This is a genomic window from Pseudomonas sp. PNPG3 (assembly GCF_023093815.1).
In the GTDB taxonomy this organism is placed as follows: Bacteria; Pseudomonadota; Gammaproteobacteria; order Pseudomonadales; family Pseudomonadaceae; genus Aquipseudomonas; species Aquipseudomonas asiatica.
This window is the reverse complement of record NZ_JALLKV010000016.1, coordinates 93,848-112,813: the sequence shown is the minus strand read 5'-3', so window position 1 is coordinate 112,813 and position 18,966 is coordinate 93,848. Positions and strand designations below refer to the sequence as shown.

11 protein-coding genes are annotated in these 18,966 nt (G+C 65.1%); 2 read left to right on the top strand and 9 right to left on the bottom strand.

The features are described 5' to 3' along the window. Nucleotides 1-125: 125 nt before the first annotated feature. The 9 genes from MJ643_RS13380 to MJ643_RS13340 form a co-directional block, all read right to left on the bottom strand. Entirely contained in the window at nucleotides 126-899 is a 774-nt protein-coding gene (locus MJ643_RS13380; protein ID WP_013971834.1) for an enoyl-CoA hydratase, read from the bottom strand. Between the two features lie 13 nt (nucleotides 900-912). Beyond that, nucleotides 913-2,040 (bottom strand): acyl-CoA dehydrogenase, encoded by a 1,128-nt coding sequence (locus MJ643_RS13375; RefSeq protein ID WP_013971833.1) that lies wholly within the window; start codon nucleotides 2,038-2,040, stop codon nucleotides 913-915. 8 nt (nucleotides 2,041-2,048) lie between these two features. Continuing rightward, the gene (locus tag MJ643_RS13370) at nucleotides 2,049-3,242 is read right to left on the bottom strand and encodes an acetyl-CoA C-acyltransferase (RefSeq protein WP_024086601.1); all 1,194 of its coding nucleotides are present in this window, start codon (nucleotides 3,240-3,242) and stop codon (nucleotides 2,049-2,051) included. 11 nt (nucleotides 3,243-3,253) lie between these two features. Beyond that, the gene (locus tag MJ643_RS13365; RefSeq protein WP_208209349.1) at nucleotides 3,254-4,021 is read right to left on the bottom strand and encodes an SDR family NAD(P)-dependent oxidoreductase; all 768 of its coding nucleotides are present in this window, start codon (nucleotides 4,019-4,021) and stop codon (nucleotides 3,254-3,256) included. Nucleotides 4,022-4,033: 12 nt separating this feature from the next. Then, nucleotides 4,034-5,680 carry an acyl-CoA synthetase gene (locus tag MJ643_RS13360; RefSeq protein WP_013971830.1) on the bottom strand — a complete coding sequence of 549 codons (1,647 nt, stop codon included), beginning with the start codon at nucleotides 5,678-5,680 and terminating at the stop codon, nucleotides 4,034-4,036. A 122-nt stretch (nucleotides 5,681-5,802) separates the two neighbouring features. Further along, a complete protein-coding gene (locus MJ643_RS13355; protein WP_208209350.1) occupies nucleotides 5,803-10,233 on the bottom strand; it encodes a DUF6543 domain-containing protein in 4,431 nt (1,476 codons plus the stop codon). A 120-nt stretch (nucleotides 10,234-10,353) separates the two neighbouring features. Further along, nucleotides 10,354-14,862: an NEL-type E3 ubiquitin ligase domain-containing protein gene (locus MJ643_RS13350; protein ID WP_208209351.1), complete on the bottom strand. Its 4,509-nt coding sequence runs from the start codon at nucleotides 14,860-14,862 to the stop codon at nucleotides 10,354-10,356. Between the two features lie 78 nt (nucleotides 14,863-14,940). Then, a complete protein-coding gene (locus MJ643_RS13345; protein WP_208209352.1) occupies nucleotides 14,941-15,963 on the bottom strand; it encodes an AraC family transcriptional regulator in 1,023 nt (340 codons plus the stop codon). Between the two features lie 57 nt (nucleotides 15,964-16,020). Further along, entirely contained in the window at nucleotides 16,021-16,884 is an 864-nt protein-coding gene (locus tag MJ643_RS13340) for a LysR substrate-binding domain-containing protein (protein ID WP_208209353.1), read from the bottom strand. Nucleotides 16,885-16,996: 112 nt separating this feature from the next. Between MJ643_RS13340 and MJ643_RS13335 the strand changes: the two genes are divergently transcribed. Both MJ643_RS13335 and phnX read left to right on the top strand, forming a co-directional pair. Further along, entirely contained in the window at nucleotides 16,997-18,103 is a 1,107-nt protein-coding gene (locus tag MJ643_RS13335) for a 2-aminoethylphosphonate--pyruvate transaminase (protein ID WP_023662611.1), read from the top strand. Nucleotides 18,104-18,137: 34 nt separating this feature from the next. Then, nucleotides 18,138-18,965, top strand: coding sequence for a phosphonoacetaldehyde hydrolase (gene phnX, locus MJ643_RS13330; RefSeq protein WP_015269646.1), 828 nt, complete (start codon nucleotides 18,138-18,140; stop codon nucleotides 18,963-18,965). The last annotated feature ends 1 nt before the right edge of the window (nucleotide 18,966 follow it).

Sequence of the window (18,966 nt, the reverse complement as noted above, 5' to 3'; positions counted from 1 at the left end):
CTCCCTCCGCAGTCCCTTCGCTCGGCCTCCTGAAGTCGCAATCGGCGGCGCCTGAGCTACCGTGCGCTTAGAAGCAAAAGCAAAAGCAACGGCAACGGCAACGGCAACGGCAATGCCGATTCCAATCAGCGGTCCTTGAACTGCGCCTCGCGCTTGGCAATGAACGCAGCCATCCCCTCTTTCTGGTCTTCGGTAGCAAACGCCGCATGGAACACCCGCCGCTCGAAGCGCACACCTTCGCTGAGGGTGACTTCGAACGCACGGTTGACGCTCTCCTTGACCATCATGCTCACCGGAATCGACTTGCTGGCAATGGTCGCGGCCACCTTCAGCGCCTCTTCCACCAGCTCAGCCTGCGGCACGATACGCGCCACCAACCCGGCACGCTCCGCTTCCTCAGCCCCCATCAGGCGACCGGTCAGGCAAAGTTCCATGGCCTTGGCCTTGCCCACCGCACGGGTCAGGCGCTGGGTGCCGCCCATGCCCGGCAGCACGCCAAGGTTGATTTCCGGCTGGCCAAACCTGGCATTGTCCGCCGCCAGGATGAAGTCACACATCATCGCCAGCTCGCAGCCGCCGCCCAGGGCAAAACCGGACACCGCGGCAATGATCGGCTTGCGCCGGTTGGCAATGCGGTCGGAATCGCTGAACAGGTCGTCAACGTAGATTTGCGGGTATTGCAGCTCGGCCATTTCCTTGATGTCGGCACCAGCGGCAAAGGCCTTGGCGGAACCGGTCAGCACCACGCAGCCGATGTTCGGATCGCGCTCGAGCTGGTCCAGGGCCTGGTTGATCTCGCCGACGATCTGCGCGTTCAGCGCGTTCAGCGCCTGCGGGCGGTTGAGGGTAATCAGGCCGACCTTGCCGTGGATATCCAACAGGATAGTTTCGAATGCCATGCAGTCTGCTCCTTCAAAGATTGCGCGCAATGACCATGCGCTGAATGTCGCTGGTGCCTTCGTAGATCTGGCAAACCCGAACGTCGCGGTAGATCCGCTCCAGCGGGAAGTCGCTCAGATAGCCATAACCGCCCAGGGTCTGCAAGGCATCCGAACAGACCTTTTCGGCCATTTCCGAGGCAAATAGCTTGGCCATCGACGCTTCCACCAGCGCCGGGCGCCCGGCATCGCGCAGCGCGGCAGCGTGCAGCACCATCTGCCGGGCCACGGCAATCTTCGTCGCCATGTCGGCCAGGCGGAAGGCCACCGCCTGGTGCTCGATCAGCGCCTTGCCGAAGCTCTGCCGCTCGTTGGCGTAGTCACGCGCCACTTCGAACGCCGCGCGGGCCATGCCCACCGCCTGCGAGGCGATGCCGATACGGCCGCCTTCGAGGTTGGCCAGGGCGATCTTGTAGCCCTCCCCTTCGGCGCCCAGGCGGTTGGCCACCGGCACGCGCACATTGTCGAAAACGATCTGGCAGGTGTCGGAGGCGTGCTGGCCGAGCTTGTCCTCAACCCGCGCCACCTGGTAGCCCGGCGAATCGGTGGGCACGATGAAAGCAGTGATCCCGCGTTTGCCGGCGTCCGGGTCGGTCACGGCAAACACGATCACCACCCCGGCGTTCTGCCCGGAGGTGATGAACTGCTTGCTGCCATTGAGCACGTAGTGGTCGCCATCCAGACGTGCCCGGGTCTTCAGGCTGCTGGCGTCGGAGCCTGCCTGCGGTTCGGTCAGGGCGAAGGCGCCGAGCATCGCACCGCTGGCCAACGGGGTGAGGAACTGTTCTTTCTGCTGCTCGCTGCCAAAACGCAGGATCGGCACACAGCCCACCGAGTTGTGCACGCTCATGATGGTCGAGCAGGCGCCGTCACCGGCGGCGATTTCCTCCAGGGCCATGGCATAGGCCACGTAGCCGGTGTCGCTGCCGCCCCACTGCTCCGGCACCAGCATGCCGAACAGGCCCAGCTCGGCCATCTCGTCGATGGCCTCCTTGGGGAAGCGGTGTTCCTTGTCCCATTGCTCGGCAAACGGTTTCAGGCGCTCCTGAGCAAAGGCGCGTACCGCGTCGGCGATCTGTTGTTGCTCGTCAGTTACCAGCATGATTCACCTCAGTACAGGCATTCGACAGCCATGGCCGTGGCCTCGCCACCGCCAATGCAGATGGCCGCCACGCCACGGCGCAGGTTGTTCTGGCGCAGGGCCGACAGCAGGGTCACCAGGATGCGCGCGCCGGAAGCGCCGATCGGGTGGCCGAGGGCGCAGGCGCCGCCATGGATATTGACCTTGTCGTGCGGCAGGTCGAGGTGCTTCATGGCCGCCAGGGTGACCACGGCGAAAGCCTCGTTGATCTCGAACAGGTCGACCTCGGCCAGGTTCCAGCCAGTGCGTTTCATCAGCTTGTCGATGGCACCGATCGGCGCGGTCGGGAACAGTGCCGGGGTGTCGGCAAAGGCGGCGTGGCCGTGGATCACCGCCAGCGGCTTGAGGCCGCGCTTGTCGGCTTCGGAGCGGCGCATCAGCACCAGCGCCGCAGCACCGTCGGAAATCGAGCTGGAGTTGGCGGCGGTCACCGTGCCGCCTTCGCGGAAGGCCGGCTTGAGCTGCGGGATCTTGTCCAGGCGCGCCTTGGGCGGTTGTTCGTCGTCCTTGATGACGCGCTTCTCCTTGCCCTCGGTAACCTCGACCGGCACGATCTCGGCAGCAAAGCGACCACTCTTGATAGCGTCCTGGGCGCGGGTCAGCGAGGCGATGGCGAACTGGTCCTGGGCTTCGCGGCTGAAGGCATTGGCCTGGGCACAGTCTTCGGCAAAGGTGCCCATCAGGCGGCCCTTGTCGTAGGCGTCTTCCAGGCCGTCCATGAACATGTGGTCGATGATTCTGCCGTGGCCCATGCGGTAGCCGCCACGGGCCTTGTCCAGCAGGTACGGGGCGTTGGTCATGCTTTCCATGCCACCGGCCACCACCACATCGGCAGTGCCGGCCAGCAGCAGGTCATGGGCCATGATCGCCGCCTGCATGCCCGAACCGCACATCTTGTTCAGGGTGGTGCAGGTGGTGTGCTTGTCCAGCCCGGCGCCCAGCGCGGCCTGGCGCGCCGGTGCCTGGCCTTGGCCTGCCGGCAGCACGCAGCCGAACAGCACCTGCTCGACACTGGCAGCATCGATGCCAGCACGCTCCACGGCACCACGGATGGCGGCGCTGCCCAGCTGCGGCGCGGTCAGGCTCTTGAGGTCGCCCTGCAGGCCGCCCATGGGCGTGCGCACGGCGCTGACGATAACGATCGGGTCATTGGCGAGGGTCATGTTCGCTCTCCTTACTTGGCAGCCATGCGCAGTGCGCCGTCGAGGCGGATAACCTCGCCGTTGAGCATGCTGTTCTCGATGATGTGGCGGGCCAGCGCGGCATATTCCTGCGGGCGCCCCAGGCGCGGTGGGAAAGGCACGCCGGCGGCCAGCGAGGCGCGTACTTCCTCGGTCATGCCGGCCATCATCGGCGTTTCGAAGATGCCCGGGGCAATGGTCATCACACGGATGCCGAAGCGCGCCAGTTCGCGGGCGGTCGGCAGGGTCAGGCTGGCGATGGCGCCCTTGGAAGCAGCGTAGGCCGCCTGGCCGATCTGGCCGTCATAGGCGGCGATGGAGGCGGTGTTGATGATCACCCCGCGCTCCCCCCCCTCATCGGCAGCCCCTTCGGCCATGGCCGCGGCGGCCAGGCGCAGCAGGTTGAAGCTGCCGATCAGGTTGACGTTGATGACCTTGGCAAAGCTGGCAAGGCCATGCGGGCCCTGTTTGCCCAGCACTTTCTCGGCACCGACGATGCCGGCGCAGTTGACCAGCCCGTGCAGGCTGCCAAAGGCGCTGACGGCCGCATCGACCGCCGCCTGGGCGGCCTGCTCGTCGCTGATGTCGGCTACCGCGAAACGGGCGTTTTCGCCCAGCTCGCGAGCCTTGGCTTCAACGGCCTGGGCATTGAGGTCGACCAGCATGACCTTGGCGCCGGCCTCGACCAGCATCTGCGCGGTGGCAGCGCCCAGCCCGGAGGCGGCGCCGCTGACGATTAAGTGTTTGTTGGCTATCTGCATGATCGGTTCCTTTCAGGCGCTGGCAGGGGTGGCCTGTTGCGCTTGTTGTTTGGCGACTTCCTGGTTGCGCAGGATGAAGCGTTGCAGCTTGCCGCTCGGGGTCTTGGGCAGCTCGCTGACGAATTCGATTTCCCTTGGGTAGGCATGGGCGTACAGGCGCTGGCGCACGTGCTGGCGCAAAGCCTCTTCAAGCTCGGCGCTGCCCTGGTAACCGCTGGCCAATACCACGAAGGCCTTGATCAGTTCGGTGCGCTCCGGGTCCGGTTTGCCGATCACCGCCGCTTCGATCACCGCTGGGTGCTCGATCAGTGCACTCTCGACGTCGAACGGGCCGACCCGGTAGCCGGAGGTGGTGATCACATCGTCGCTGCGGCCGACGAAGCTGATGCTGCCGTCCTGGTTCAGTTCGACGGTGTCGCCACTGAGGTAGTACTTGCCGACGAAGGCTTTGGTCGGCAGGCCGTGGTAGCCCGCGAACCAGCACAGCGGCGACTGCTCGCGGTCGACCGCGAGGATGCCCGGCTGCCCGGCGGGCAGTTCGTTGCCCTGCTCGTCCAGCACCACGATGCGGTGGCCGGGGATGGCGAAGCCGGCCGAGCCGAGGTGTACCGGGTGCTGCAGGCCATGGTGGTTGCACAGCACCATGCCCAGTTCGGTCTGCCCGTAGTGGTCGTGGATGGTCACGCCCAGTTCGTCGGCGAACCAGCGGATCACTTCCGGGTTGAGCGGTTCACCGGCACTGCTGACCACCCGCAGGCGGCCCTTGATCGGTGCCGAGAAGTCATCCCCGGCGGCAATCAGCAGGCGGTACGCGGTGGGCGAGCCGGCCAGGTTGGTGATGCCCAGCTTGTCGATCACCCGTGCGCAGCTTTCAACACTGAACGGGCCATCGTAGAAGGTGGTGGCATGGCCCAGCGACAGCGGGCCAGTGACCGCATAATACAGGCCATAGGCCCAGCCCGGGTCGGCCAGGTTCCAGAAGTTGTCCTCGGGGCGCAGGTCGATGGCATCGCGCATGTAGCCCTGGAACGCGACGATGGCACGCAGCGGCACTTCCAGCGGTTTAGCCGGGCCGGTGGTGCCGGAGGTGAACATCAGCAGGAACGGGTCGTTGCCCGAGCGCATGACCGGCTCGCATTTGTCTGCGGCTTTGTCCAGGCACTGCTGGAAGTCCAGCTCGCCATTGCGGGCATTGACGGTGATGATGGTCGGGCAGGCGTGCACATCGTCCAGCTTGGCGCGGTTGTGGCTGTCGGTGACGACCACGCGGGCGTGGGACTGCTCCAGGCGATGTTCGATGGCCTTGGGGCCGAACGCGGTGAACAGTGGCTGGTACACCGCGCCGAGACGCCAGGTGGCGAGGATGGTGACCAGCAGCTCGGGGGTACGCGGCATCAGGCCGGCGACCCGGTCACCCGCACCCACGCCTTGCGCTTCGAGCACATTGGCGAAACGGGCCGCCAGTGCCTGCAACTGGTCGAAGCTCAAGCGCACGCTGTTGCCCTCGCGGTCTTCCCAGACCAGTGCGGTCTTGCCCTCACCGGCATGGCGGTCGCAACATTCGACACAGGCATTGAGGGCTTCGAGGTTGCCATGCAGCGCCGCCGCAGCAGCCTGGCCATGGTCGAACGCACGAGCGGCCTCGGTGTAATCGCGCATCGTCGGACTCCTGGTTTCTTGTTTTTGGAGTTGAACCATCGGTCCGACGATGTTCGCGCCGCGCTGGCGTCGCGGCAATGGCCTAAGTTGTCAAACTGGATGACCGGTTTGGCCGGTGGCCATCAGCCCGGTGCGCGCTCCAGGCTGATCACGTAGTGCTCGGTCAGTTGCAGTTGCAACGCCAGCCGATCGGCCTGCAGCTGCGCATCCAGAGCCTGTTCCTGGTTCAGATACTGTGCTTCACCCAGTTCATCGCGCCTTACCGCAAGTGCTGCCCGCTGCTCCGCAGCGAGTTGCTCAAGGTCATTGAACGGCTGGGCGAAGTGCTGTTGCAAAAAACGCTGCCAGAATGCGCGCGTGCACAGGTTTGCGACTACATCAACGAGAACGTTCGCCCTTTCCACGGCCGCCTCTGCCGCCTGCAGCCGATGCTCGCTCAACCCTACAGCTGCCGCCCTGAGGCGCATTCTGGCGGGCTGGAAGGGCAACCTGAGCCTGGTGCGCAAGCGTACCCTGTAACGCATTGCCAACGTCGCCAGTACCGCGGGCTCGGCGAAGCCTTCAAGGTTTTGCCGCTCGGCCTCGACATACTCCTCAAGGCGGTCCAGGCGTTGCAAGGCGCGCCCCAATGCCAGCAACCTCGGGCCACGGGATTGGGCGCTATCGCCTGCCGCGTCGCGCTCGGCATGCAGACGCAGCAGTCGGCTGAACAGGTCGATGGCACCGTTGTCATCCATCACCACATTGTCGGCCGCCAGTTGCGCCTGGCGAGCGAACTCGACGTCTGTCTCCAGCATCGACAGGCATTGCCAGCCCATGCGCAGCAGATAAGCCTTGGGCCAGCTGAAGTCCGCCAAGCCTTGCAAAAGCTCCAGCAGATCGAACAGGCGGGTGTTTTCGTCCCGGGTGCTCAGCCGGTCCCAAAGCTCGCCGCGCCCATGGCTGGCGGAGTCGGAACCGACCCACCAGGCTCGGCCGATCTCTTCCTGCGGTTCCTCCAGCAGCGGCTCCAAGGCATAGAGCTTGCCGTAATCGGCCATGCTCAGGCGGTTGCCATCGACCAGGATGCGCTGGCGAAACTCCAGCGGCATGGCCAGCACGCCGTCAGGCACACCCCGCAGGAAATTGTCACGCAGGTCGGCTCGTTGCAGGAAGCCACACAGCTCGAGCCCTCTGGGCCACTCGCTGAGCCCGCAGCGGCGCAAATTCAGCTCGATCAGATGAGGCAGGTGATGGAAGCGCATTTCGTACACCCCCAGCGGGCTGTTGTAGCTCAGGTCGAGGTGGCTGAGCAGCGGCAACCCGTTCAGTGCTTCGATGGCATGGGCATCCAGGCGAATGCGGTTATGCCCCAGGCGCAACCGGCGCAGGTTGGTCAGGTAGCCAAGCCCGCGCGGGCAGCGCAACAGCTGGTTGTGGCTCAGGTCCAGCTCCTGCAGGTAGGTGAATGCCCGCAGAAACTCCTCGTTCACCACCCCGATGGACGTCTCGCTCAGTACCAGGGTGGTGACGTGATAGAAATCGATAGGCGCGGGCATGACCGGCAACGAATCCGTTGGCAGATCATTCAGGACCAGACGCAGCCCCTGGCGCCTGCCGTCACGGTCGACCACCACATCGTCACCAAGCGCCTGCCAGGCACGCCGTAATCGGTCGGCGAACAGCTGGCGTCGCGCCCGCAAAGTGTCACTCAGCGCAGCCGACACCCAACCATTGAGCGCGCGGTCCAACTGCTCAAAATCGTCCTGCAGCGCCAGGAGCGCATCGGCGACCGACACATTCTGCAGCAGCCAGCGGTCAACTTGCGTTTCCAGCGAATCGCCCAGCCCCGGGAAGAACTGCCTCAGGCCGGCCCGCAGCTGCTCCCTGGGTGTGGTGGGCGGTGATGCGCGCCCACTGAGCAGGTAGCCGACACGGCCATCGGCGAGGCGCTGCCCGGGGTTGAACCAGCGCTCTGTCGGTGCCCAGCCCAGCATGCGGGCGATTTCCTCATGGGTGCCCAGGTGCGCCATGAGCTTCTCGCGCAGGCGCTCGGCATTGGCGTTCTCGGCCAGGCCCAGACGGCCCAGCAGGCTGCGCGATTCGAGCGCGGCCAGCACGGCCTGGAAGATGCACGAGGAAGCAGGCGGCTGCATCGCGAGTTTTCGGCCCTGCCCGTCATACAAGGCAAAGACCCCTTGCTCACGCACCAGCACCCGCTGCTCGGCCGCATCGCCAACCGAACCGATGCGTTTCAACGCCACGGCATCCGCAGCAGCATTGCTCAACGCCAGGCTGAACGCATCAATGGCCTCGACATTCAGCAATGCCAGCACCAACATGCCCGTTTCGTCGCTATATGCACTCGGCAGATAAAACCCTGCCAGCGCCCTGCTCACCTTCGCCTGCGAGCACAACGACCTGGCCTGGGTGGCCAGGCTTTGCGGCAACTTTCCACCACTGACGAACAGCTGGCGAGCCTCGTGACTTGCTCGGTCAGCCAGATCGCGCGCATAGGGCTCAGGCAGCCCCAGCGCCATCAGCGGCTTGAGCAAAGGCTCCGCCGATTCGGGCAGGCGTGTCAGCCGTGCGAACAGCAGGTCGCTCGACCTTGGCCGGTCCGCCAGCACTGCGGCACGCCCTTTTACGCCGCCCGGTCGGGACTCGCACCAGGCCAGCAGCTGCAAGTCCTCATCGGAGACAATGTCGCGTTCCAGGTTGCGGAAGAACGTGTCGATCCGGGCATCGGCATCGAATGCCCTGAGGGTTTCCCGCAAGGTGGCAGGCGTTCGCCGGTTTTCCACCAGCAGGCCGCGCAGTTCGTCCTCATCGATGCCGGCCATGCGCAAGATCCGCTGCGCCTGCTGGTTATCGAAAGGTTGATCGCGCGGCCAAAGGGTATCGAGCATTTTCGCAGGGTCGCGCCAACACTGCGGCTCATCATGCATCAAGCGCCAGCTGCGTTCGCCATTGTGCAGCACGACCGGTCCGTACGCCTCTTCGCGACCGGGGTGGCGCAGACGCCAGGGGCCATCGGGGTCAGGCCGATGAACTTCGTAGAAGACCCCGTCGGCCTTCATCCAGCGGCGCTCGCCATCGGCATAGGCCCCGTCCGCACCCAAGGTGATCGTTTCAGGGGTCGAGGCAAAGGCTGCCAGATCTCGGGACCACAAACGCCCCGCCCCATTGGCGAGCCTTACCGGCTCCAGCGCCGCGACAAACGCGCTGCGCACGAAGGTGACGCCCACCACAGTCGCGGCGGTGCCCGCCAGTATCTCGGCAACCCCCAGCATATGCTCCAGCGCCTCGTGCTGATGGCCTCGCAACCAGTCCTGCGTGCCCTCGAAAACCTCCGAGAGGGTCTGGGCCACCAGTTGCCCGAGCAGCAAGCCGCCCACCACCGGAATAAACAGCCCAGCGAGGTTGAGCACATCGAGACCGGCGGCCTTCCACGCCTCATGCCGCTCACGCGATGCGGCTTCATCGGCATCGGCAGTTGCCACCAGCAACAGGCGGCCATCCTGCTTCACCCGGTTGGTCTGCTGTGCAGCCAGCGCCTGGAAAATGTCATGTTGCGGCACGCTGCCATCGAGCTCCAGGTCCGGCTTGTCATCCTTCAGGCGGGCCTGCAGCTTGTGCATGAACCCGGCACGCTGATCCAGGCCGATCAACTGGCTGAACGCCTGGCGATAGGGTTCATGGCGCAGCTCGGCCACCAGCGCGCGGTTGATCGAGGCATGGCTGTCGAAGTGTCGCAACGCCTGTACCGGGTCGCTGGGCAGGTAGAGCACGCCGCCCTGCGTTTGCTCATGCGTGTCGCGAAGTTGAATCCACACACCATCCGCCACTGGGCAACCGAGGGCTTCGAGCAGGCCCGGGTGGCCCGTGAGGCTGGCGGATCGCCGATCCGCGGGTTTATCCACCAGGGCTTGCAATGCCTCCTTGACCGGCTCGGTGATCTCGCCTTTCAGCGCGGCAACCTCCACGGCCAGACGCAGCCCGGAGCGCTTGTCTTCACACAAGATGCGCTGTGCCGCGGCATCGAATGTGCGGTCCAGCTCCTGCTGGTACAGGCGCCCGGCATCGAGCTTGCGGCACGCCTCGACCAGTTCATCGGTGCCTCGCGAAAGTACCCGTTCCTGCCCCGGCGCGACCAACCCGGTTCCCAGGTAGAAATCGTTGCTGGCGGCAAAGTTGCGCATCAGGCGGAGCAAGCCGTTTTCACGCCGTTGCCCGTAAGTGGGAAATTGCGGCTCTGCGCCGGGCGTGGACGAGAAACGATGGGAAACCTCCAGCCACTCCAACTGCCAGAACGCTACGTCGCCCGGCAGCGGCTCGCGCAACAAACTGGCGAATTGCCGTTCGGCGAACTGCTGCGGTGACGGCAGCGCCAGGGTGATCCCGCGCAACCGGGCCTGGGTGGCATGATGGGCTTCCAGGCTTTCGCGCAAGGTGCGTATCTGGCTTTGCGTGGCCTGTTTGAGCCAGGCAGGCAACCGGTCACCGATGAAACCGTCGTGCAAGTGGCTGGAAGACGCTGATGCGGGCTGTGGTGCGTGTGGTTCGCGGGTCATGGCAGGTCCCTGGATGGCTGTCGAAAGCCACACATGGTGTGCAACCTGCCAGCGCTTGCGCAGAGGGAACCCCTGCGGTAGAAGCAGGGCGGCACACTGCGTGCCGCCCGTGAAGCGCCGTCACTTTGCCTCTGGCACCATGAACGCTTCGTGCGTAAGGCGCTGGGCAAGTCTGGCCAGGGCCTGCTCGCGTTCATCGCGCAGGGCGTCGCCCAGTTTCCGGTACTCGTCACTGGTCAAGGCCTCCCTTTGCTCGTACAGAGTTTCCATCCGCAGGGAGAATTGCGCTTCCAGGGTTTCGAAGTCGTCCGGATGCTCTGCTCGCAGTACCGGCAACCAGAAATCACGCTCGCTGATGAACACGATCCGTTGCTCACCCGCCTCCACCTCCAGCACTTCCTTGAAGGCCTCCTCCAGTTGCAGCGGCGACACGTTGGCCAGCCTGCCAAACTGCATATGACGTGGTTGGCCCAACAGGTCCAGGCGCTGGGCCAAGCCGCTGAGGTAGGCAAGATTGACCTCCACCTCCTCTTCATCATGATTTCCCCGGCTCCAGCGTCCATCCTGGTAGCGGGCGTCCATTTCGCGCCGGGCGATTTTCTCTACCCAGTGCACGCGAAACAGCCGCTTGGCCAACTGCAGGCGTGCCGAGCGGGTCGAGATCGGGTCACCGCCGCGGGTGGCCTGCTCGACATGCATGCGCACCTCGAGGCGGCTGAACACGATGACAACGCTGTCCACACAGGTGATGGGCTCCGCTGCCAGGTCAAACAGCGCCATGCGCGTGGCGGTATCGGCATGGGCGACATCCAGCATTGCCCATACCCTGAATCCGAGTTCGGCCGGCGCCTTGCTGAATTCGGCCGTGCTCGTCAGTTGTCTAAGCAGCTCGAAGAAAGCCAGGCTGCCGGGCTCGGCATTCAGCGCATCCCATTTTCCTTGCTGCTCCTGCCGCGCTGCTGGGGCCAAGGTCTGCAACCATTGTTCCCGGGCCGGGGCGTTCCGTTGCGGGCGGGGCGTGTCCAGCAGGCGTTCGACGGAATAAAGGCGATCGAGATCCTGCACTGACAGCGCATTGCCCTCCAGGTGCATGGCACGGCGCAACTGCAACGGGGCCTGAAACAAGGCTGCCGGCAACTCGGCTATCTGGTTGTTGCGAAGGTCGGCGAAGACCAACAGGCCACACCACTCCAGGCCCCGGGGCAGCGCCGTCATCTGCACCCGGTTCAAACGCAGGATCCGCAGGCTGGGCAACCGCTCGAACTGTAGCCTGATGTCGCCGAGCGGGTTGTCACTCAGGTCCAGCGAACGCAAGAGCGCCAGGCCGGTCAGCACATTGGCCTGCGGCTCCGAGACACGAATACGGTTGCGCGGCATCAGCAACTGGCGCAAGGCGGTCAACCGCTCCAGCCCCGCAGGTAGCGCGCGCAAGGCGTTGTCGCTCATGTCCAGGCACAGCAGATTGGGGAAGCAGGCGAGGAACCCCGACGGGATGGCATCCAGACCGAGCGCCGACAGGGTCAATTCCGAAACGTGCGAGAAGTCCGTCCCGACCGGCAACGCGGGCAGGCTGCCCACCGGTACGGCGACGATGCTCAGGCTGAGCATTGCATCGTTGCCGATAGCCCCGGCGGCGCGGTCGCTGCGCATCTGCCAGGCACGCCGCATCGAATCTGCGACGCGTCGGCGTGCACGGCTGGCGCTGCCCGCTACCTCTTCAACCCAGGCCAGCAAGCTGTCATCCAGGCGGCGGTATTCCTGCTCGACGCGCAGCAGGTTCTCGAACAGCCCCCCGCGCATGTCCAACAGGCTCTGGACATAGCGATCGACGCCGGCATCCCCGATACCGGGATACAACGCGCGCACCCGCTGCCGCACCACGCGCTCCGGCGAGCCGATGCACGACTGGCAGCCGCCTAATGGATAGCCCGCTCGGCCATCGGCCAAACGCTGCATGGGCGATGCCATGGGCCTTGCCTCCCGCCAACCGAGCAGGCGCAGCAGGGCCTGCCGGTCACCGGGTAGCCAGGCCTGCATCTGCTCGCGGATTCTGGTCGGCGCATCGGCGCCATTCCAACCCTGTCGCACCCGGTATTCCACGGGCAGGCAAGCGGCCAGCACCTCGAACAGCCCCTCGGGGGCGGCGACCTCGCGCTCATCCGGCAAGCCTCTGTCGTTGTAGAGCTGGAAGCGCCCCTCCCGCCTGACCAGCACCACGGCCTGCTCAAGGTCGGTCTCGGCGAACAGCCGCTCCATCGCTGCCCCGGCATACGGGTCACGGCGCAATACCAGATTGAACCCGGCAGCGCCGGGGCCATGCCGACGCAGCAGGGCAAAGACCAGCGCCACCACTTCCGGCCGATAACTGCCCTGCAGGTACAACGCTTCGCGCATGCGGGTCAGGCGCGCCAGCTGCAGGGCCACCCGCGCCTGTTCAGCCAACGCCAGCGGCAGGCGAGACTCTGCCTGCATGCGCAGGCGCACAGCCTCGGTGGCCTGCTCGAGCACATCGAGGGCATAGGCGTCTGGCAGCGTCGGGAAGTCGCGCTGGATCAAGCCCAGCAGCGGGTCGTCGGCCAGATAAAGCCTGGAGAAATGCTCGAGCATCGCCTCACGCAACTCGCTTGCCGCGTCACGGATCGACAGCACCTGTTCTTCGACGGTTTCACCCTGCAGTTGCAACCGTTCGATGCACCATTGCCACAGCTCGGTAGCGGTATCAGCCTCCCCCGCTTCCAGCCGGCTGAAAAAGGCCTGCGCGCGTGCGTCCACGGCAAAGCGCTGCAAGGTATCGCGCAGCTGCACCGGCAACCCGCGCCGTTCCACCAGCAGGCCACGCAAGTAGGCCTCGTCGACATCCGCGACCTTCAGCACCTGTTCCACCCGCACGGCGTCCATCGCGGTCGCCGCCGGCCAAAGCCGCCCGAGCAACAGTGCGGCGCCCTGCCATTCCAGTGGCCGCTCGTAAGCCAGCCGCCAGCCACGCGCAGAGCAACGTTCCAGCACCGGCCCGAACGCCGTGTCACCTTCGGCATGCAGCAAGCGCCAAGCGCCATTGGCGGTTTGCCTTACCCGATACAAGGCACCATTCGACCGCCACCAATGGCGCTCACCCTCGGCGAGCAAACCGTTGTCGAGCTCCGTCAGCTGAACGGGTGGAGTAGTGTCCTGGTAAGGCGCCAGCTCATTGCGCCACAGCCGTTGCCGGCCATCTTCGGTGATGACCGGCTCCAGGGTTTCGACGAATGCGCTGCGGGCCAGGTGGGCACCGACAACCACCGCACCGGTGGTTGCCACGCTGAAGGCCACCTGAAGCATATGCATCAAGGCCTCATGCTGATGGCCCAACTGCCAGTCGCGCACGCCCTCGAAAGTTTCGGTCAACAGTTGCCTGGCCAGGTCCGCCACCAGCAAAGCCCCGATGACCGGCACGAACAAGCCCGCCAGGTTGAGCAAGACCAGGCCAGCGCCTTTGAGCTCGTCCAGGCGCTGCTCCGCAGCCGCGTCATCGGCCTGGGCGGTGGGCACCGCAAGGAAACGTGCATCGGCTTTGATTCGCTGCATGTGCCAGGCGGCCATCGACGCAAAACCGTCCCCCGCTTCCAACACCCTGCGAGGTTCCAGGTCAGGTTGTGCATCCTGCAAGCGGGTGGCCAAAGCCTGCTCGCAAGTGGCGCGATCATTCAAGGCAATGCGCCGCACAAATGCCTGTCGATAGGCCTGGTTGCCCATCGCCGTGGCCAGGACGCGGTTCGCCTCATCCCAGTTGGTGAACGCGCGCAGGGGTTGCGCCTGATCGTCAGGGGTATACAGGATCACTCTTTTCAAGCGCCCAGGCACCCCGAAGGGAAACGTGGACTGGTGGCGGGGCTGCTCGATCAACTCAACGGCCAGCGCGCCATCCACCCGGCAGCCAAGGACCTGCAGTGCACCGATCTCCAGCTGCACCGGCCCCTTGATCACGGCGGGTTCAACCTTGCACGCGATACGCAGCACCAGCAGGTCTTCCGGATCCAGCTGCTGCTTGATGGCCGCGATCTCGACCGCCACGGCCAGTTCCAGGCGCCGGTCGGTAGTCAGGGCTTTTTCAAAGTCAGGGGTCAATACCTGCGCCAGGTGCCGCTGGTAGGCGCTGCCGACATCCACCTGGCGGCACAGGCTGACAATCCGGTCGATGTCTTCGCTCACCACCTGCTCGTCCTGATGGGCTCCCGGAAGGGTCAAGGCGGTGCCGAGGAAGAAGGACTCGCTGGCCTTGAAGTTCTGCAACAGCTTTTGCAAGGCCGGCATGCGCACGAAGTACGGTTGATAATCAGGGATCAAGCCGGTTCTCACATCCAGCCGTGCGCGTGTTTCGCGCCACACCAGTTTGTCCAGGTCGACCTGCAGCTTCAGCTGGCTGTCCTGGCGCAAGGCAGGCTCGAACAGTTGCTTGGCAAAACGGTCCAGAGGCTGCAGGCGGTCGGCGAACCCTGCCATCTGCCGCTGGCTCGCCAGATAGGCGTTGAAACGCAATTGCAGCCTGGCAAGCTGCTTGGGCTTGGCCGCCTTCAGCCAGGCCGGCAAGCTTTGCGCGATGAAATCTTCGGCGGGGTGAAGCAACTTGGGGTGCAAGGCAGGTTGAGACATCGTCGATTTCCTGGTCAGTGATCGACTTGTCACGATGCTTGTCAGCGGCGCCAGCCGGCAGCGGGAAGGCGTGGTTCCCTAGCCGCCACTGCCGCGCTTGAGGATCAGCGCACGGTAATGCCCAGGGTTGCAGCCGAACCACTTGCGAAATGCCTTGTAGAACGAACTGCTGTCGGCAAAGCCCAGGCGCTCGGCGATTTCGCCCATGGCCGCGTCTTCCTGGCTCAGCCAGGCAATTGCAAGCTCACGACGCACGCTGTCCTTCAACCCTTGGTAGTTCTGCCCCTCTTCGGCCAACCGCCGGCGCAGGGTAGAAGGCGACAGGCACAACTGGCGCGCCAGGCTGTCCCCATCGGGCCACTGCCCCGGGTCCAGGCGCAGCAGGTCGGTGCGAATGCGCCGCCCGAGGCTGGCCGGGTCACGGTACTTGACCAGGATGTTGCCCGGCGCCTCGGCCAGAAAGCGCTGCAGTTCTTCTTCGCTGCGCCGCAGCGGCAGCTCGAGGCATTCGGCAGCGATGATCATGCGCGTGCGCGGGCGCTCGAACTGCAGGTTTTCCGAAAACATCACCCGGTAGTCATCGCAGAACGGCGGCTCGGCACAGCGCAGATCGATGGCCAGGATCGGGATACGCCGCCCGGCCAACCAGCAGGTCACACCGTGCACGATCATCCAGAAGGTGAAATAGGTGAAAGCGCGGCGCGGTGTGTCACGCGGTTCGTTGATGACGATTTCGGCCAGGCCTTGCTGGCGCACCAGGCTTGGCTGCAGGTCTTCAAGCATCAGTGACAGGAAAGCCAGCGCGGTTTCCAGGCCGGCGCCCAGGGTTGGCTGGCCCATGCTGGCACGGCACATGAACGCCAGGCTGCCGCTGCGCAGGCCGCGCGGGTCCATGGCGAAGAACTCATCGTTGCAGCGCTGCGCCAGCAGACGCCAGAGCCGGGCATAGGACTCGGCACTGACCCGTGCCGCTGGCAGGTGCAGTTGTTCGACGGCGATACCCGCCCGGGCCAGCAAGCCGGTATCGGGCTCGCCGGCGGGGCAAGTCTGCAACAGCGCTTCGCGCACCAGCTGCATGGAAATGGTGTCTTTCTCGCTCATCGACGGTCCTGTCGGCTCAATGCCGGCCATCTTAGGCCGCCCCGTTGAAAACAGCCATCACAGCCCCGCCGCCAGGCCTAGGAACGCCTGGATCAGGCGCAGCTCACGGCGGCGCTCCAGGCAGCCGATCAGGTGCTGGTTGACCAGGCCGTCACCGGCCAGCGGGCGTGCCACTACCCGCGGGTCATTGGCGACTTCGGTGGACGACACCACGCCAATGCCCAGCTCCGAGGCCACCGCTTCGGTCACCGCCTCGCGGCTGTCCAGCTCCAGCAGCACCCGAGGTTGCACAGCAGCCTTGTTGCAGGCCTTGTCGAAGGTGCGCCGGGTGGTGGAGCTGGGTTCGCGCAACACCATGATCTGCTGGTGCAGCTCAGCCAGCGGCAAATCACCCTCGCCGCTGGCCCAGGCATGCCCCGCCGGCAGCAAGGCGCACAACCGCGACTCGCACAGGTTTTGCATATGCAGGCCTTTGCGCGGTTCGATCTCGGTCAGCACGGCCACGTCGGCATGTTCGCTGAGCAATGCCGCCAAGGTTTCCTGGGCATTGCCCAGGCGCAGGTTGACGGTAATGCCCGGGTAGCGCTCGCGCAGCAGCGCCAGCATCGGCATGACCCGGTGCGGGCCATCGGCCGCCACCTCCAGGCGCCCGGTCAGCAGTTGCCGATTGGCCTCGAGCATGGCCTGCGCCTCTTCGGCCAGGCCGAACATGGCGCGGGTGATGGCCGCCAGGCGGGTGCCCTCTTCGGTCAACTCCACCCGCCGCGCGGTACGCCGCAGCAAGGTGATCTGGTAGTGCTCCTCCAGCGCCTTCACGTGCCCGGTCACCGCCGGCTGGCTGATGAACAGGCGTGCGGCGGCACGGGTAAAGCTGCCCTCACGGGCCACGGCATCGAAGGCACGCAACTGGAACAGGTTCATATTTATCGGCCTGAATTATAGCTCGGATAACAACAAACAATTTGATTGATGACAGCGCCAATTGCAACCTAGGCCCCGTAGTTTCAGCCCACCGCTTGTGAGGAATAACGGAATGAGCAACGCCCCGATTCTGCTGACCCCCGGTCCCCTGACCACATCAATCCGCACCCGCCAAGCCATGCTGGTGGACTGGGGCTCCTGGGACCGCGACTTCAACCAACTGACGGCCAGTGTCTGCGAGCAACTGCTGGCCATCATCGACGGCAGCGCCAGCCACCACTGCGTACCCCTGCAAGGCAGCGGCACCTTCGCCGTGGAAGCGGCCATCGGCACCCTGGTGCCGCGTGACGGCAAGGTCCTGGTGCTGATCAATGGCGCCTATGGCCAGCGCCTGGCGAAGATCTGCAAAGTGCTGGGCCGTGCCTACAGCACCTTCGAAACCGCCGAAGACCAGCCGACCACCGCCGCCGACGTCGACCGCCTGCTGGCCGCCGATCCGGCCATCACCCACGTCGCGCTGATCCACTGCGAAACCAGCACCGGCATCCTCAACCCGCTGCCCGAGATCGCCCAGGTGATCAAAGGCCACGGCAAGCGCCTGATCATCGACGCCATGAGCTCGTTCGGCGCACTGCCGATCGATGCCCGCGCCATCCCCTTCGAGGCGCTGATCGCCGCCTCCGGCAAATGCCTGGAAGGGGTACCTGGCATGGGCTTCGTGTTCGCCGAGAAAACCGCCCTGGCCGCCGCCGAAGGCAACGCCCACTCGCTGGCCATGGACCTGCACGACCAGCACACCTACATGGCCAAGACCGGCCAATGGCGCTTCACCCCGCCGACCCACGTGGTCGCTGCCCTGCACGAAGCGCTGCAGCAATACAACGAGGAAGGAGGCCTGCCGGCACGCCACCGGCGCTATGCCGACAACTGCAAGACCTTGCTCGACGGCATGGCCGCCATCGGCCTGCGCAGCTTCCTGCCCGCCGAGATCCAGGCGCCGATCATCGTCACCTTCCACGCACCGAACGATCCCCGCTACCAGTTCAAGGACTTCTACGAGCGGGTCAAGGCCAAGGGCTTCATCCTCTACCCGGGCAAGCTGACCCAGGTGGAAACCTTCCGTGTCGGCTGCATCGGCGTGGTCGGAGCGGACGGCATGCAGGCCGCCGTGAATGCCGTGGCCGAGGTGCTGCGGGAAATGGAAGTGCTGGACATCTGACCCTTTGCCCACCCAATTTCAGGAACAAGCGCACATGAACTACAGCAACCCTACCCAGCTGCAAGCCGCCATCCTCGACTGGGCCGGCACCGTGGTCGACTTCGGCTCCTTCGCCCCGACCCAGATCTTTGTCGAAGCCTTTGCCGAATTCGATGTGCAGGTGTCCATCGAAGAAGCCCGTGGCCCGATGGGCATGGGCAAGTGGGACCACATCCGCACCCTGTGCGATGTGCCGGAAATTGCCGAGCGCTACCGCAAGGTGTTCGGCCGTACCCCGACCGACGATGATGTCACCGCCATCTACAACCGCTTCATGCCGCTGCAGATCGAGAAGATCGCCGTGCACTCGGCGCTGATCCCCGGCGCCCTGGACACTCTCACCGGGCTGCGCCAGGACGGCCTGAAGATCGGCTCTTGCTCGGGCTACCCGAAGGTGGTGATGGACAAGGTGGTGGAGCTGGCCGCGCAGAACGGCTACGTGGCCGACCATGTGGTGGCCACCGACGAAACCCCGAACGGCCGCCCATGGCCGGCCCAGGCCCTGGCCAACGTGATCGCGCTGGGTATCGACGATGTGGCGGCGTGCGTGAAGGTCGACGATACCGTGCCGGGCATTCTCGAAGGCCGCCGTGCCGGCATGTGGACCGTGGCCCTGGTGTGCTCGGGCAATGCCCTGGGGCTGACCTGGGAAGGCTACCGCGCGCTGAGCGCCGAGAAGCTGGAAAGCGAGCGCCAGCGCATCCACGCCCTGTTCGCCGGCTCCCGTCCGCACTACCTGATCGACACCATCAACGAACTGCCCGAAGTGATCGCCGACATCAACCGGCGCCTGGCCAAGGGTGAGATGCCGCAAACATCCTGAC